The organism is Proteinivorax tanatarense, from assembly GCF_040267685.1.
In the GTDB taxonomy this organism is placed as follows: Bacteria; Bacillota; Proteinivoracia; order Proteinivoracales; family Proteinivoracaceae; genus Proteinivorax; species Proteinivorax tanatarense.
Genome location: NZ_CP158367.1, coordinates 581,682 through 597,410, shown reverse-complemented (window position 1 = coordinate 597,410; position 15,729 = coordinate 581,682). Strand labels below are relative to the sequence as shown.

At 38.3% G+C, this 15,729-nt stretch carries 14 protein-coding genes and 1 rRNA gene; 1 reads left to right on the top strand and 14 read right to left on the bottom strand.

Annotated elements, in window-relative coordinates; genetic code table 11:
- Nucleotides 1-54: 54 nt before the first annotated feature.
- From PRVXT_RS02970 to rpoN, 13 genes are all read right to left on the bottom strand, one after another.
- A 16S ribosomal RNA gene (locus PRVXT_RS02970) occupies nt 55-1,742 on the bottom strand.
- Between the two features lie 720 nt (nt 1,743-2,462).
- Nucleotides 2,463-2,615 carry a hypothetical protein gene (locus tag PRVXT_RS02965; protein WP_350344211.1) on the bottom strand — a complete coding sequence of 51 codons (153 nt, stop codon included), beginning with the start codon at nt 2,613-2,615 and terminating at the stop codon, nt 2,463-2,465.
- 312 nt (nt 2,616-2,927) lie between these two features.
- Complete coding sequence (locus PRVXT_RS02960; protein ID WP_350344210.1) at nt 2,928-3,074, bottom strand: hypothetical protein; 147 nt, start codon at nt 3,072-3,074, stop codon at nt 2,928-2,930.
- A gap of 226 nt (nt 3,075-3,300) precedes the next feature.
- Nucleotides 3,301-5,271: a sodium-translocating pyrophosphatase gene (locus PRVXT_RS02955; protein WP_350344209.1), complete on the bottom strand. Its 1,971-nt coding sequence runs from the start codon at nt 5,269-5,271 to the stop codon at nt 3,301-3,303.
- 91 nt (nt 5,272-5,362) lie between these two features.
- Complete coding sequence (gene secG / locus PRVXT_RS02950; RefSeq protein ID WP_350344208.1) at nt 5,363-5,593, bottom strand: preprotein translocase subunit SecG; 231 nt, start codon at nt 5,591-5,593, stop codon at nt 5,363-5,365.
- Nucleotides 5,594-5,811: 218 nt separating this feature from the next.
- A complete protein-coding gene (gene eno, locus PRVXT_RS02945) occupies nt 5,812-7,095 on the bottom strand; it encodes a phosphopyruvate hydratase (protein WP_350344207.1) in 1,284 nt (427 codons plus the stop codon).
- Between the two features lie 15 nt (nt 7,096-7,110).
- Complete coding sequence (gpmI, locus tag PRVXT_RS02940) at nt 7,111-8,628, bottom strand: 2,3-bisphosphoglycerate-independent phosphoglycerate mutase (protein ID WP_350344206.1); 1,518 nt, start codon at nt 8,626-8,628, stop codon at nt 7,111-7,113.
- Between the two features lie 14 nt (nt 8,629-8,642).
- A complete protein-coding gene (gene tpiA / locus PRVXT_RS02935; protein WP_350344205.1) occupies nt 8,643-9,398 on the bottom strand; it encodes a triose-phosphate isomerase in 756 nt (251 codons plus the stop codon).
- Between the two features lie 16 nt (nt 9,399-9,414).
- On the bottom strand, nt 9,415-10,596 hold the full coding sequence (locus tag PRVXT_RS02930) for a phosphoglycerate kinase (protein ID WP_350344204.1): 1,182 nt from the start codon (nt 10,594-10,596) through the stop codon (nt 9,415-9,417).
- Between the two features lie 71 nt (nt 10,597-10,667).
- Nucleotides 10,668-11,672 carry a type I glyceraldehyde-3-phosphate dehydrogenase gene (gene gap / locus PRVXT_RS02925; RefSeq protein WP_350344203.1) on the bottom strand — a complete coding sequence of 335 codons (1,005 nt, stop codon included), beginning with the start codon at nt 11,670-11,672 and terminating at the stop codon, nt 10,668-10,670.
- Between the two features lie 51 nt (nt 11,673-11,723).
- Complete coding sequence (locus PRVXT_RS02920; protein WP_350344202.1) at nt 11,724-12,734, bottom strand: sugar-binding transcriptional regulator; 1,011 nt, start codon at nt 12,732-12,734, stop codon at nt 11,724-11,726.
- A gap of 124 nt (nt 12,735-12,858) precedes the next feature.
- Entirely contained in the window at nt 12,859-13,356 is a 498-nt protein-coding gene (locus tag PRVXT_RS02915; protein WP_350344201.1) for an HD domain-containing protein, read from the bottom strand.
- 11 nt (nt 13,357-13,367) lie between these two features.
- On the bottom strand, nt 13,368-14,768 hold the full coding sequence (rpoN, locus tag PRVXT_RS02910) for an RNA polymerase factor sigma-54 (protein ID WP_350344200.1): 1,401 nt from the start codon (nt 14,766-14,768) through the stop codon (nt 13,368-13,370).
- A gap of 447 nt (nt 14,769-15,215) precedes the next feature.
- On the opposite strand from rpoN, the gene rpmE reads away from it, so the two are divergent.
- Complete coding sequence (gene rpmE, locus PRVXT_RS02905; RefSeq protein ID WP_350344199.1) at nt 15,216-15,428, top strand: 50S ribosomal protein L31; 213 nt, start codon at nt 15,216-15,218, stop codon at nt 15,426-15,428.
- 22 nt (nt 15,429-15,450) lie between these two features.
- Here the strand turns inward: rpmE and PRVXT_RS02900 are convergent, their stop codons facing one another.
- The gene (locus tag PRVXT_RS02900) at nt 15,451-15,711 is read right to left on the bottom strand and encodes an HPr family phosphocarrier protein (RefSeq protein WP_350344198.1); all 261 of its coding nucleotides are present in this window, start codon (nt 15,709-15,711) and stop codon (nt 15,451-15,453) included.
- Between the last annotated feature and the right edge of the window lie 18 nt (nt 15,712-15,729).

Genomic DNA, 15,729 nt, shown 5'->3' with positions numbered 1-15,729 from the left:
AGGTCTTTCAAAATTAAACAGCTAAGCTACTAACCATAAGTTAAAGCTCCTTAGAAAGGAGGTGATCCAGCCGCACCTTCCGATACGGCTACCTTGTTACGACTTCACCCCAATCATTCGCCCCACCTTCGACGGTTGCCTCCAGTTGGGATGTGAGAACCGAGATTCTGAAATGAGTTTGGGTCGTGGGATGTTAGAGGTGGGATTATTGCTTGTAAATATAGTCTTTAGACCTTTTTACTTAACCCTTCTTCTAACTTGCGACTTTATCTTTTCTCACTTCCAACTTCTCACCTCTCACCTCCCAACCGGTTGGCTCACCGGCTTCGGGTGTTGCAAACTTTCGTGGTGTGACGGGCGGTGTGTACAAGGCCCGGGAACGCATTCACCGCGATATGCTGACTCGCGATTACTAGCAACTCCGACTTCATGCAGGCGAGTTGCAGCCTGCAATCCGAACTGAGACCTGATTTAAAGGATTCGCTCCAGATCGCTCCTTCGCTTCCCGTTGTTCAGGCCATTGTAGCACGTGTGTAGCCCAGGACATAAGGGGCATGATGATTTGACGTCATCCCCACCTTCCCCCGGTTTATCACCGGCAGTCTCCTTAGAGTGCCCAGCTTAACCTGCTGGCAACTAAGAATAAGGGTTGCGCTCGTTACGGGACTTAACCCAACATCTCACGACACGAGCTGACGACAACCATGCACCACCTGTCTCTCTGCCTCAAAAGAGGACGACTCTATCTCTAAAGCCTTCAGAGGATGTCAAGCCCTGGTAAGGTTCTTCGCGTTGCGTCGAATTAAACCACATGCTCCGCTGCTTGTGCGGGCCCCCGTCAATTCCTTTGAGTTTCAACCTTGCGGTCGTACTCCCCAGGCGGGGCACTTAGTGCGTTAACTGCGGCACAGAGGGTATCTAAACCCCCTACACCTAGTGCCCAGCGTTTACGGCGTGGACTACCAGGGTATCTAATCCTGTTCGCTCCCCACGCTTTCGCATCTCAGTGTCAGGTACAGTCCAGAAAGTCGCCTTCGCCACTGGTGTTCCTCCTAATATCTACGCATTTCACCGCTACACTAGGAATTCCACTTTCCTCTCCTGTCCTCAAGTTTGACAGTTTCAAATGCAATACGGGGTTGAGCCCCGCAGTTTAACATCTGACTTATCAAACCACCTACATGCTCTTTACGCCCAGTAATTCCGGACAACGCTCGCCCCCTACGTATTACCGCGGCTGCTGGCACGTAGTTAGCCGGGGCTTCCTCTTGAGGTACTGTCATTTTATTCATCCCTCATAACAGAAGTTTACGATCCGAAAACCTTCATCCTTCACGCGGCATTGCTGCGTCAGGGTTGCCCCCATTGCGCAATATCCCCCACTGCTGCCTCCCGTAGGAGTCTGGGCCGTGTCTCAGTCCCAGTGTGGCTGATCGTCCTCTCAGACCAGCTATCCATCGTTGCCTTGGTAGGCCGTTACCCTACCAACTAGCTAATGAAGCGCGGGCCCATCCTTTAGCGATAAATCTTTCTTCTTTTTATCAGGTGACAAAAAGAAGGTATCCGGTATTAACATCAGTTTCCCGATGGTATCCCGATCTAAAGGGCAGGTTGCCCACGTGTTACGCACCCGTCCGCCACTATCCAGACACTCAACTAAGTTGAGTGTCGGATCGTTCGACTTGCATGTGTGAGGCATGCCGCCAGCGTTCGTCCTGAGCCAGGATCAAACTCTCCATAAAAGATTTTGCCCGATAGCTAAGAATTCTAAAGTTTTAACCTGTCGGCTAAAACTAAGAATTCTACAGCTCCTGGATAAATTCGACTATGAATTCAAAAACAAGAATTCAGTCTGCATTTATGAAAAGCTAAAATTTAGCTCATCTTACTTAAATGTTTTAAAACTAATTAAAACGGAGCCCAACAAACTTTTGGTAAAAGTTTTTGGGTAAATTCGACTACGAATTCCAAGAGCAGGAATTCTAGTCTGCATTTCTGGCTTTTGCATTAGCTGTTCAATTTTCAAAGACCTAATTTGTTTGCCGCCGTGTTTCAGCGACAAGTAATACTATACCATTTATTCGTTTTGCTGTCAACAACTTTTTTTATTTTTTTTAGAAGTTGTCGATAAGTTCGTTGTCGCTCTTTTGCGGCGACAGTTATATACTTTAACATCATTTTAACCGAAGGTCAAGAGAATATTCGTGGGAATAAATGGGTCCGTTTTGGTGGTCAGCAGATAGCAGGTAGCGGATAGGAAATTCAAAGACCAGTTGGATGGTTGAATAGATAGAATAAGTTATCAAATTCAAGGGCGAATTTACAATTTACAATGGACAATTGACAATTAAAATCCTGGTTGGATGGTTGGATGGTTGGATGATTGGATGGTTGGTCAGAAGGACAGTAGATATGCCATGATGATTTTCTACTGACTTAACTGTCTCACCGCTGACTCTAACCTAAAGTTTAGTACACTCATCTAACAAACCTTCTGAAGGATTGGCTATATATTGGAGGGTTTGCTTGAAGGCGGCGTCTTTTCTCCCTGTGAGTAAAGCTTTACCTTTGGGCTGACTTACATAAACATCAGAGACATAGGCATGTCGACCCACAAGGAAAAGCTGTCGAACATGTGGAGAAAAAGCTTAGGCTTCTCGCAAATCCGGAAATTTATTGGCAATCCTGAACTGACCACCTTTGAAGACCTTAGTTGGATAGGAAAACATAATAAGATTCTATTCAATGACCTATATGATAGTCCATATGGTCTAGGAAGTTGGACAAATAGCGTAAGTTATCAAATTCAAGGGCGAATTTGCAATTTACAATGGACAATTGACAATTTTAAGAGCACTTTGTTCGGTCAGGAAAACACTCGTATTATTCTAGATTGATCGGCGCTATTCAAAACTAAAGTATATGATTTAACAACACTCACCTAACAAACCTTCTGAAGGATTGGCTATATATTGGAGGGTTTGCTTGAAGGCGGCGTCTTTTCTCCCTGTGAGTAAAGCTTTACCTTTGGGCTGGCTTACATAAACATCAGAGACATAGGCATGTCGACCCATAAGACAAAGCTGTCGAACATGTGGAGAAACAGCCTAGGCTTCTCGCAAATCCGGAAATTTATTGGCAATCCTGAACTGACCACCTTTGAAGGCCTTAGTTGTGTTCGGTCAGGACATAGGTAACAAAAAATGTATTGCCAACTCCGTATTTTCTTTGATGAACAAGGTGATATGAAAAAACGCCGCTCAAAATGAGCGACGTTTTTTATCTTCTATATATTATTCTCTATAGTATTCCTGCTCCAAATAGCGGGGCAAATACTAATGATACAATCGTCATTAGTTTGATAAGGATGTTGATTGAAGGCCCTGAAGTATCTTTAAAAGGGTCACCTACAGTGTCACCTACAACTGTAGCAGAATGTGTTTCTGTACCCTTGCCTCCGTAAGCTCCACCTTCAACATATTTTTTCGCGTTATCCCAAGCTCCACCAGCATTAGCCATCATGATAGCCAAGACTACACCTGATGCTAAAGCACCAGCTAAAAGACCTCCTAACGCTTCTGCACCTAGTATAAACCCAACAGCTACAGGTACTACAACAGCTAAAAGGCCAGGAATAACCATTTCTTTAATAGCTGCATCTGTACTGATTTCAACACAGCGAGCATAGTCAGGCTTTGCTTTTTCTTCCATAATACCAGGTATTTCTTTAAACTGGCGTCTAACCTCTTCTATCATTTGAAATGCAGCTTTTCCTACAGCATCCATGGTAATAGCGGAGAATAAAAACGGCAGCATAGCACCTATAAATAGTCCTGCAATTACTGTAGCGCTTGTCAAGTCAATTCCAGCCAATTGCGCTTCCTGAGTAAAGGCAGAGAATAAAGCCAGTGAAGTTAAAGCTGCAGAACCAATAGCAAATCCTTTTCCAATTGCAGCAGTTGTGTTCCCTACTGCATCTAATTCATCAGTAATTTCTCTAACACTACTATCTAAATTAGCCATCTCTGCAATACCCCCAGCATTATCAGCTATAGGTCCGTATGCATCAATAGCAATTGTCATTCCTGCCGTAGAAAGCATTCCTACTGCAGCGATAGCAATTCCGTAAAGCCCTGCAAACGAGTATGAAATCAAAATTGCCGCTGCAATTACTAAAATAGGCAACACTGTACTTCTCATCCCCACAGAAAGACCACTTATTATAGTAGTCGCAGGTCCAGTTTGAGAAGCTTCAGCTATACTTTTTACAGGTTTATAATGGTCAGAAGTATAGTATTCAGTTATTCGACCAATAGCTATCCCAGCTGCAAGACCAGCTACAATAGCAAAAAATACGCCACTTTCTCCAATTAGCCAGCTATTTAAGAACCAAGCTGCAATAAGAGTAAGTACTCCACTTACTATTGTTCCTCTTTCTAGGGCTGCACTTAAGCTTCCACCTTCTTTTGCTTTTACAGTGAATGTTCCAACAATAGAAAAGATAATCCCCACTCCAGCAAGGAGAAGCGGTAACATTATACCTTCTACACCATAGAAAGAAGCACCTAACACCAATGATGCTATAATTGACCCTACATAGGACTCAAATAAATCAGCTCCCATACCTGCTACATCACCAACATTATCACCTACATTATCTGCGATAACTGCAGGGTTTCTTGGATCATCTTCAGGTATTCCAGCTTCGACTTTACCTACAAGATCAGCTCCCACATCAGCGGCTTTTGTATATATCCCGCCACCGACTCTAGCAAATAAAGCAATTGAACTAGCTCCTAGGGCAAAGCCATTAACGATGTTTGGATCTTGAAAAATAATATATAGTGTACCTACACCTAAAAGTCCAAGACCAACAACGGACATTCCCATTACAGCTCCACCATTAAAGGCAATAGCTAAAGCAGGGTTAATTCCTTTTTGAGCAGCATTGGCAGTACGTGCATTAGCTTTAGTCGCTATACGCATACCGATGTTACCAGCTAAACCTGAAAATAGAGCTCCCACTAAGAAACAAAAAGCTGTTTGCCAATTAAGGGCTAAAGCCAAAATAACCGCTACTACCCCGACAAAAATAACAAGAGTTTTATACTCTCTGTTCAGAAATGCCATAGCTCCATCAAAAATTGCATCTGACAGCTCTTTCATTTTGCTTGTCCCAACGTCCATTTTAGTAACACGTTGAGATAAAATAAACGCATAAATTAGAGCTACTACTCCTAAAATCGGCACTAAAAATATGTAGTTTTCCACTTTTTTTTCCTCCTTTTTAAGTTAAAAATAAGTAAAGTATTTTGAAATAAAGAAGCACCCTAACAAACATACGTCAGGGTGGGGGATTAAATTATCGTCCTAACCAAAAAGCTAAAACCAAAGAGCTGACAATAAATAATATCGCAGCAACTGTAGTCAGCTTAGATAGTGTTTCATCTAATCCTTTGCTTTTCCCAAAGAAAGTCTCAGCTCCTCCAGCTATACTGCCTGAAAGGCCAGCACTTTTACCTGACTGCAACAACACTCCTGCAATTACACCGATTGCTATAAGGGCATGTATAACTTTTAAAAATACTTCCACCTTCCCCACCTCCTTGATCGCTAGGGTAATTTCTCAATATTATACCAAATTCAATTTTAACATAGTTATATCCAAAATACAATAAGTTATGATGGTAAGTTAGGAAAGAGTGATATTATATTCACAGCTTTAGGTAATGGGATATTAAATTCTAATAATTTTAAAAAAAGGGGTCTCTCATAAATATTATTTGAGACACCCCAATAATCTATACTACTCTATTTAATATTATAAAAAGTGTTTATCCCCAAATAGTTGCCTGTAAAATCAAGTTCTTCCTCAATACGAAGAAGTTGATTATACTTTGCCACCCTATCAGTTCTAGATGGAGCTCCTGTTTTAATTTGCCCTGCGTTTGTTGCTACAGCAAAATCAGCAATTGTTGAATCTTCTGTTTCTCCTGAGCGATGGGATATTACGCAAGTGAATCCTGCTCTCTTAGCCATTTCTATTGCTTCTAAGGTTTCTGTAATTGTGCCAATTTGGTTTAACTTTATCAATATTGAATTTCCAGATTTTATTTCAATGCCTTTTGCTAATCTTTCGGTATTAGTTACAAACAGGTCGTCTCCTACTATCTGCAATTTATCTCCTAACCTTTTTTGCATTTCTACCCAACCATCCCAATCATCTTCTGATAAACCATCTTCAATAGAAATGATTGGATATTTATTTGCCAGATCTTCATAAAAGTCGATTAATTCAGATGTTGATTTTATAACTCCTTCACCATCTAGATGATATTTACCATCTTTATATATCTCTGTAGCTGCAACATCTAAAGCAAGGCGAATATCCTCCACTGGTTTATAACCCGCTCTTTCTATGGCATCCATGATAACCGAAAGTGCTTCTTCATTTGATGAAAGATTAGGTGCAAATCCACCTTCATCTCCTACCCCTGTTCCTAAACCTTTTTCATTAAGAACCGCTTTTAGGTTATGGAAAATTTCAGTCCCCATCCTTAATGCTTCCTTAAATGTTTTTGCTCCTACAGGCATAATCATAAATTCTTGAATATCAACATTATTATCAGCATGGGATCCACCGTTTAAAATATTCATCATAGGAACTGGTAAGTCACACGCATTTACTCCACCAAGGTATTTATAAAGTGGCACCCCTAGAGCTTCTGCTGCTGCCTTAGCCACTGCCATAGAAACACCTAAAATAGCATTTGCTCCTAGTTTTCCTTTATTGTCTGTGCCGTCTAATTCCATTAAGCTTTTATCAATAGCAGTTTGTTCAAGTGCGTCAGCTCCTTCAAGAGCTGGAGCTATAATATTGTTAATGTTATCTACAGCTTTTTCCACTCCCTTGCCTAAATAACGACCTTTATTGCCATCTCTTAACTCTACAGCTTCATATGCTCCAGTAGAAGCTCCAGATGGCACTATAGCCCTACCTAGTGCACCGCTATCTAATACAACCTCTACTTCTACAGTAGGATTACCTCTAGAGTCCAATACTTCTCTACCATATACTTCAATAATTTCTGTCATTTCATTTCCTCCTTATTATTTTAGTAATGATTTGCCTGTCATTTCATCGGGTATATCTACACCCAGTAGATCTAAAACAGTCGGCGCTATATCACATAGCGCACCTTTTGAAAGCTTTTTATCACCAAATCCAGCTAACGTTAAAGGAACTGGATTGGAGGTATGGGCAGTATGCGGTTTTTTAGTGCGAAAATCTACCATTTGTTCTGCATTTCCATGGTCCGAAGTAACAATTACACCACCACCTTTTTTCAAAACTGAAGGCACTAGCTTTGAAAGACATTGATCAACAGTATTGCATGCCTTTACAGCAGCTTTGAAATCACCAGTGTGACCAACCATATCAGGGTTAGCATAGTTAATTAATATAAAGTCAAATTTATTTTCATCCATCTCCTCAATTAATCTTGCTGTTGTTTCTTTGGCGCTCATTTCAGGTTGCATATCATAGGTAGCCACCTTAGGGGATGGGATTAATATCCTCTTTTCACCTTCATTAGTCTTTTCTACCCCTCCGTTGAAAAAGAAAGTAACATGAGCATATTTCTCTGTCTCTGTTATCCGCAATTGTTTTTTGCCGGCTTTACTTAAAACTTCTCCCAACGTATTTACTATTTGCTTTTGTTCAAAGGCTATAGGTAGATTAAAGTTTTCATCATATTGAGTAAGACATGTATAGTGAACTTTTGGAACACTTTCCCTATTGAACTCATTAAAATTTTCATCAGTTAGCGCAGTTGTAATTTGTCTGGCTCTATCAGGTCTGAAATTATAGAATATTACAGAGTCATTGTCTTTAATCTTGCTGGGCTTGGAAATTGAAACTGGTGGTATGAATTCATCTGTTTTTTGTTGTTCGTAAGCTACTTCCACAGCTTTTGAAGCATTTTCTACTACGTCACCTTTGCCTTCAACCATAGTTTCATAAGCTTTTTGTGTTCTTTCCCATCTCTTATCTCTGTCCATAGTATAGTATCGTCCTGCTATAGTAGCTATCTGCCCTAAACCAGCATCTTCAATCTTTGCTTCAAGCATTTGTATATATCCTAAAGCTGACTTAGGTGGAACATCCCTGCCATCTAAAATAGAATGTATTTTTAATGATTTTACACCTCTTTTTTTAGCCATGTCGATTAGAGCAAAAAGATGGTTGGTATGGCTATGAACACCTCCGTCAGATAAAAGCCCCATAAGATGCAACGTTGAATCGTTTTGAATACAATTATCTATACTTGCTTTTAGTTTTGGATTATCGAAAAACATACCATCCTCTATAGCTTTATTTATCCTAGTTAAATCCTGATAAACAACTCGACCAGCGCCCATATTAAGGTGACCTACCTCAGAATTTCCCATCTGCCCTTTGGGCAACCCAACTTCAATTCCGCTAGCTTTAATTTCAGTAGTGGGAAACTTGCTTATCAGGGAATCATAATAAGGTTTTTCAGCTGCTAAAACAGCATTCCCTTCTGCAGTAGGATTTAGCGCCCAGCCATCAATAACAACTAAAACAAGTGGTTTGGTTGTTGTCATTTTTTATACTCCTCCTAAAACTTAACAATATCAACAAAAGAAGTTACCTTTAAACTAGCTCCGCCAACAAGAGCACCATCAATTTCTGGCATAGCCATATAATCACTGATGTTTTCTGGTTTTACACTTCCTCCGTATTGTATTCTCATTTGGTTAGCTATTTCTTTGGATGTTAACTGCTCAATTGTTTTTCTGATAAATCCAATTGTATCATTTGCATCTTCTTTTGTTGCAGACTTTCCTGTACCTATGGCCCATACTGGCTCATAAGCTATTACAATATTTTTAAGCTGTTGATCAGTTAAACCTTTCAAGCCTCTTTCTATCTGAACACTACAAATTCTCTCTGTTTTTTTACTTTCTCTGTCTTCTAAAGATTCGCCAATACACAAAATTGGTTTCATACCACTTTTCAGCACGGCCAACACTTTTTTATTTATAATACCATCATCTTCACCAAACATGGCCCTACGTTCTGAGTGCCCTACTATAGCATACTCCACACCCAAATCCTTTAACATCTCAGGGGATACTTCTCCAGTATAAGCCCCACTTTCTTCAAAGTGAACATTTTGAGCACCCAATTTAATTGAACTACCAGCTAACTTTTCTTTTGCCATCTGCAAGCTGGTAAATGGAGGGCATACCACTGTTTCCACTTCATCAACGGATAAATTTTCTGTTAATTGCTCAAAAAACTCTTTGCTCTCATTGGCTGTTTTATTCATTTTCCAGTTCCCAGCTATAATTGGAGTCCTTTTTTTCACCATTATATACCTCCCATAATTAGTTATCTGACAAAGCTTCTACACCTGGTAATGTTTTCCCTTCTAGAAATTCTAAAGACGCTCCACCACCAGTAGAAATATGAGTCATTTTCTCAGCAAGACCAGCTTTTTCTACAGCAGCTGCTGAGTCGCCGCCTCCTACTATAGAAATCCCATTACTTTGTGCTAACAATTCAGCAATCCCAAATGTTCCCTTTGCAAAGTTATTCATTTCAAATACTCCCATTGGTCCATTCCATACTACTGTTTTTGCTGATTGAATAACTTCTCCAAACTCTTTGGCTGCCTTAGTACCTATATCTAAAGCCATCCAACCTTTTGGCACTTGATTGCTAGGGACGACCTGAGTTGGGGAATCATTGTCAAATTTTTCAGCAACTAAAAGGTCTGATGGCAGCATTATTTCTACATTTTTATTAATACCTTGTTCAATTAGAGTTTTAGCTAGTTCAATTTTATCTTTTTCTACTAAAGATTCTCCCATTTCAAATCCTTTTGCAGCCAAGAAAGTGTTAGCCATTCCCCCGCCAATTATTAAAGTATCTACTTTTTCTATTAAATTTTCTATAACCCCAATTTTATCACTAACTTTAGCACCACCAATAATTGCTACTAAAGGTCGCTTAGGGTTATTTACAGCTTCCCCTAGCATTTTCAATTCCTTTTCAATCAAAAATCCTGCTACAGCTTGGATATGTTTAGCTATACCAGCTGTACTAGCATGGGCTCTATGAGCAGTTCCAAATGCATCATTAACAAATATATCAGCTAATGAAGCAAAACCTTTAGCTAATTTGTCATCGTTTTTCTCCTCACCAGGTAAAAAGCGCACATTTTCCAACATCATTATTTCACCGTTTTGTAAAGACCTGGCCATTTCAGAAACTTTATCTCCAACTACTTCTGGTGCCATTTGCACTTCTTTTCCAATTAGTTCAGAAATACGGTTAGCTACAACTTGTAAGGATAGCTCTGGCTTAACTTCCCCTTTAGGCCTGCCTAAATGAGATGCTAGAATTATCCGCGCCTTATGTTCCAGTAGATACTTTATAGTAGGTAATGCCCCTTTAATTCTAGTTTCGTCAGTAATCTTGCCGTCTTTAATAGGAACGTTAAAATCCATACGTACAAAAACTTTTTTACCTTCCAAATTAACATCTTTTAGCGTAAGTTTATTCATGGTCTTACCCTCCTTTTAATATGTAGCTATTAAGGGTGGGTGCTATTCGCCCCACCCCTTTAGTTTAAAAATTATAGAGTTTTTCCCATGTGTAATGCTAGGTCAACAACTCTTGCAGAATAACCCCACTCGTTATCATACCATGCTAAAACCTTAACCATGTTGTTTCCCATAACTTTTGTGGAAAGTCCATCAATCACTGAAGAAAATGGAGAACCTTTATAATCACTAGATACTAGAGGCTCATCTGTGTAATCCATTATGCCTGCTAACTCGTTATCGCACGCTTCTTTAAAGGCCTTGTTGATTGTTTCTGCATCGCTATCTTTCTCTAATTCAACTGTCATATCTACTACAGAAACTGCAGATGTCGGAACTCTCATAGCAAACCCATCAAATTTGCCTTTAAGTTCTGGCAACACAAGAGAAACAGCTTGGGCAGCACCGGTAGTTGTTGGAATAATAGACTCTGCTGCAGCTCTAGCTCTTCTTAGGTCACTATGGGGAAGATCTAGTAGCCGCTGGTCATTTGTATAAGAGTGAACAGTGGTCATTAGCCCCCTTTTAATTCCGAAATTATCATTAAGTACTTTTGCAAATGGAGCTAAGCAGTTAGTTGTGCAAGAAGCATTGGAAACAATATGATGGTTTTCAGGGTCATAATCTTTTTCGTTAACTCCCATTACAATAGTTATATCTTCGTTTTTAGCAGGTGCTGTAATAATTACTTTTTTAGCACCAGCATCGATATGGGCCTGAGCATCCTCTTTTTTTCTAAAAATACCTGTAGCTTCGATAACGATATCAACACCATGATTATCCCACGGAATATCTGCAGGGTTTTTATGAGCTGATATTTCTATCTCATGTCCATTTACCACAATTGAATTGTCAGTAGCTTCTACCTCTGCTTCAAACTTTCCATAAGTTGAATCATACTTTAGTAGATGAGCCAAAGTTTTAGCGTCTGTTAAATCGTTTATAGCTACAATCTGAAAATTTGGGTTACCATGAGCAATTCTAAGCACCCTTCTACCTATACTTCCAAATCCGTTAATCCCAATCTTTAGTGTCATACAAAATCTCCTCCTTAAAATTGTTTATTAATAGCCCCAAGGCTTTAATACCTACTTTAAAATTTCCATAGCTGCCCCTTCATCAGTCACTAAAATATGTTGCCTATGATTTAAGGCCACAGCTTCAATAGCTTTAGCTTTTGTTCTTCCTCCAGCTACTGCAATAATAGTGCTAATTTCTTGTAAATCTTTAAGTTTTAAGCCTATTATCTCTTCTTGATGGACCGTATTACCTTGTGAGTCAAAATAGTATCCAAAGGCTTCAGCAACAGCTTCATTTTCGTTTAACTTCTCCAAAACATCAGGCGAGGTTGACCTTCGCTGTGCCATAACACCAGCATCTCCAATGCCGTGGATAAGTATGTTTGCATCTTTTATAGCTTTTAACACTGAAGCTATTTTAGGATCTTCAATAATAGAGGTCAATGCGGCTTTACTAAGGTTATCAGGGGCATGCAACATTTTGTATTTGCCACCCATTTTATTAGCTAAGGCAGCAGCGATTGTATTTGACTGCATCTCCACCCTTTCACCTAGTGCACCCCGGCTAGGAACAACAGTAATATCCCTTGACATTTTAGGAATTTGATCAGGTATTGCTGCTACAGTTGACCCACCTGTAACTGCTAAAACATCCTGGTCCTTTATAAGTTTTGCAAGAACTTTGGCTACTCCTTTACCAATTTCGTCCTTAACCAATGGGCTCTCGTCACTATCACCAGGAACAACAATTACCTTATCAATCTTTAACTTCTCTTTCAATTGATTCTCTATGCTAGTTAGACCTAGTAACTCTTTGAGATATCCTTCGCTTTCTTTTAAAAACTTTTCTCCACTTTCAGTTAGACTCATACCTGAAGCTTCAATCATAATTAAGCCACTTTCTTTTAACTTATTTACTTCTGAGCGAAGAACCCTTTCTCCAACATCTATTTTTACAGCAAGGTTTCTTCTTCCAATTGGCTGCAAATAACTAATACTTCTCAGTATATTATGCCTTTTTTTTACTACTTCTATATATTCAGGAGCAATCTTTTTTTGAATTTCTATAATCTCTTTCATATACTACCTCCCACCAGGGACATTCTGCGTCCATGTAGTTCCTTATTTGTCCCAGTGTAGTTAAAAAAATATCCCTGTATAGTTAAATAGTACCATGATAACCATTTAAAATCAATAGATTAGTCTAATTTTCTTCATCACATTCTATCAAAAGTTTTAATAACTCATTCGAAACTTTGTCAATTGGCTGATGATGATTGGAAATTAGAAATAAAAGTGTTTTGTTAGCATCTCCATCCCTTTGCAAAAACTCAACCCCTAAATCAGGGTGTAAATAGTAAGCTTGCAAAAATTTAGGTTTGCTAGGTATTTTTTTCCTTGAATTAAAACAATCATAAATAACAGCAATAGATTTGGTAATAGGGTTTAAGCCGGTATTCACCTTGCCAATATCATGTAACAAGGCAGCTTTTATAAGAAGATTGTATTCATCTTTATTTAGCTGCCCTGCTTTTTTCATTATAGATTTTGCCACATCAATGCTGTGCCGTTGCTCATAAATAGGGAGACTAAAAAAAAGCTTTTGTTGTTGACCGTTTAAAACTTTTTTAACCCACATTTCCTCATCTTCAGTTGTTTTAGCCGTAATACTTTTAAAGAACTGTTTTACTCTATAAACCATTTTACATCACCCTAATTTGCAGCATATCTTTTTCTTTTAGAAGATGAAGGTATCTTACTTTCCACCCTATATTTTGCTACTGTTCTTCGGGAGATGTCTATCCCCTGGGAATTTAGCATGTCAGAAATCTTCTGATCACTTAAAGGTTTGGTAGGATCCTCATTATTAATCATATCCAAAATCTGCTGTTTAATACCCGCCGTTGACAACCCTTCTGCGCCACCGTTTAATGAGTTGTTAAAAAAATATTTTAATTGAAAAATACCCCTTGGAGTTTCTACAGTTTTTGATGAAGTAGCTCTACTCACCGTTGATTCATGAATATCCAGTTCATCAGCTACATCCTTAAGTCGTAAAGGTTTTAAATATTTTATGCCATTTTGTAAAAAAGGCTTTTGATAATCAACGATATACTCTACTACATTTCTAAGAGTGTTTTTTCGTTGTTCGATTGCTTTTAGCAAGTACGACGCCGAATTTAACGAATTTTTTATGAAATCTTTTTCTTTGCCTGACCCCTTATTAAGCAGAGACTTATAGTAGTTATTAATTTGCAAAGAAGGTACCAAATTATCATTAACTAAAACTACATAGTCCCCTTCTATGTCCAACACTGTAGCATCTGGCTGAATATATCTATTATCATTCATAGACGCAAAGAGCAATCCCGGTCTGGGGTTTAATCCCTTAATATAATCAATTATTCTTTGACAATGGGCTACTGAAACATTTAATTCTTCAGCTAAGTTTTTTATTTTCATTTGAGCTACCAGTTCAAGATAATTCTCAATAACAATATCTGTTAAATCAGGAGCGTCTTGCCTATAGCGAGTCTGTAACAACAATGATTCTTTTAAGTCTCTAGCGGCTATCCCTGGCTCCAACTGTTGTATAATATTTAAAACTTCTTCCACAGAAGTTAATCCAACAGAAAGGTTTTTAGATATTTCTTCAGTTGTTGTTGTAAGATAACCACTGTCATTTAAGCTTCCAATTATATACTCACCAATTTTTTTCTCTGTCTCTGTAAGTTTATAGAAAAGAAGGTGTTCCTCAAAATAATCTAATAAAGTAGGATCATTGCTAGTATAGGTTTCAAAAGAATCCTTTTCATTATCTTTATTATAAGCTAAATTATTTTCATAAGGTAGGCTTTCATTAGCAAAGTACTCTTCCCAATCCACCTCTTCTTTTTCCTTTGAGGATTCTTCTCTATTTTCCTCTTTTGCACCCTCTGGTTGTCGTTCAGTTTCACTATTAACCTCAAGTACTGGATTTCTTTCCATTTCTTCTAAAAGAAATTCATTTAACTCCAAAGAAGACATTTGTAAAATGTTAATAGCTTGCTGTAGTTGGGGAGTCATCATTAACTTTTGTGTTTGCTGCATCTCTAAACCAAAATCTAACCTCATAAGCGCTCCCTCCCAAATTGATTTAAACTAAACAATTGCAAAAATTTACTAACCATCAATAAGACCTTCTTCTAAATAAATCCAAAGAAATCCCCACTTTAACCTAGAGAGTATCCCTTAAGACGGCATTATTTCTATTAAATGCAACTAATTGCAATTATCTAATATTCATTTATAAAGAAACTAACAAGTTTTATATATTATTATTCTATAAGATTAACCATCTTTCCTCCTTGACATTAACTATAAAAGTTTTATGCTTTTTAAAAATATATGCTCTAGTTACTATTATACAGCAAATTATCATAATAAAAAGTGTTTATTCATAGCCATATGTTACAAAGAATTTGCTCTTTGTTCGAAATTGTGTTACTATTTTGATAATGGCAACTCAATGTTAGAGCTTACACAAAGTTATACTACGATAAATGTTGTGGGGGGATAAAGATGAAAAAAGGTATTCATCCTAAGTATCAACAATCTACTATAACTTGTGCCTGTGGACATTCTATCGACACTAAATCTACAAAACAAAATCTCAAAGTAGAAATTTGTTCAAATTGCCACCCATTCTACACAGGAGTCAAAAAAGTAGTGGATAGTGCAGGACGTATTGAATTGTTTCAAAGAAAGTACAAAAAGCAAAAGGATAGCATATAAAAAACTCCCTCAAGGGAGTTTTTTATATGCTATCCTTTTCTAATAATTTTACTAAAACATCTACAGCTTCTTTTTCATCAGGCCCATTAGCTAAGATGCTAACTTCACTCCCTTGGCTCAAAGCCATTGCCATAATCCCCATTATACTTTTTGCATTAACCTCTGAATCATCCTTTACAAGCTTAATATCACTAACAAACTTTGAAGCTTGTTGAACAAAAAGTGCTGCCGGTCTGGCATGTAAACCAGTTTTTAAGTTTACTCTCCCTTTCTTTTCAATCATTTTATCGCTCCCTTTATT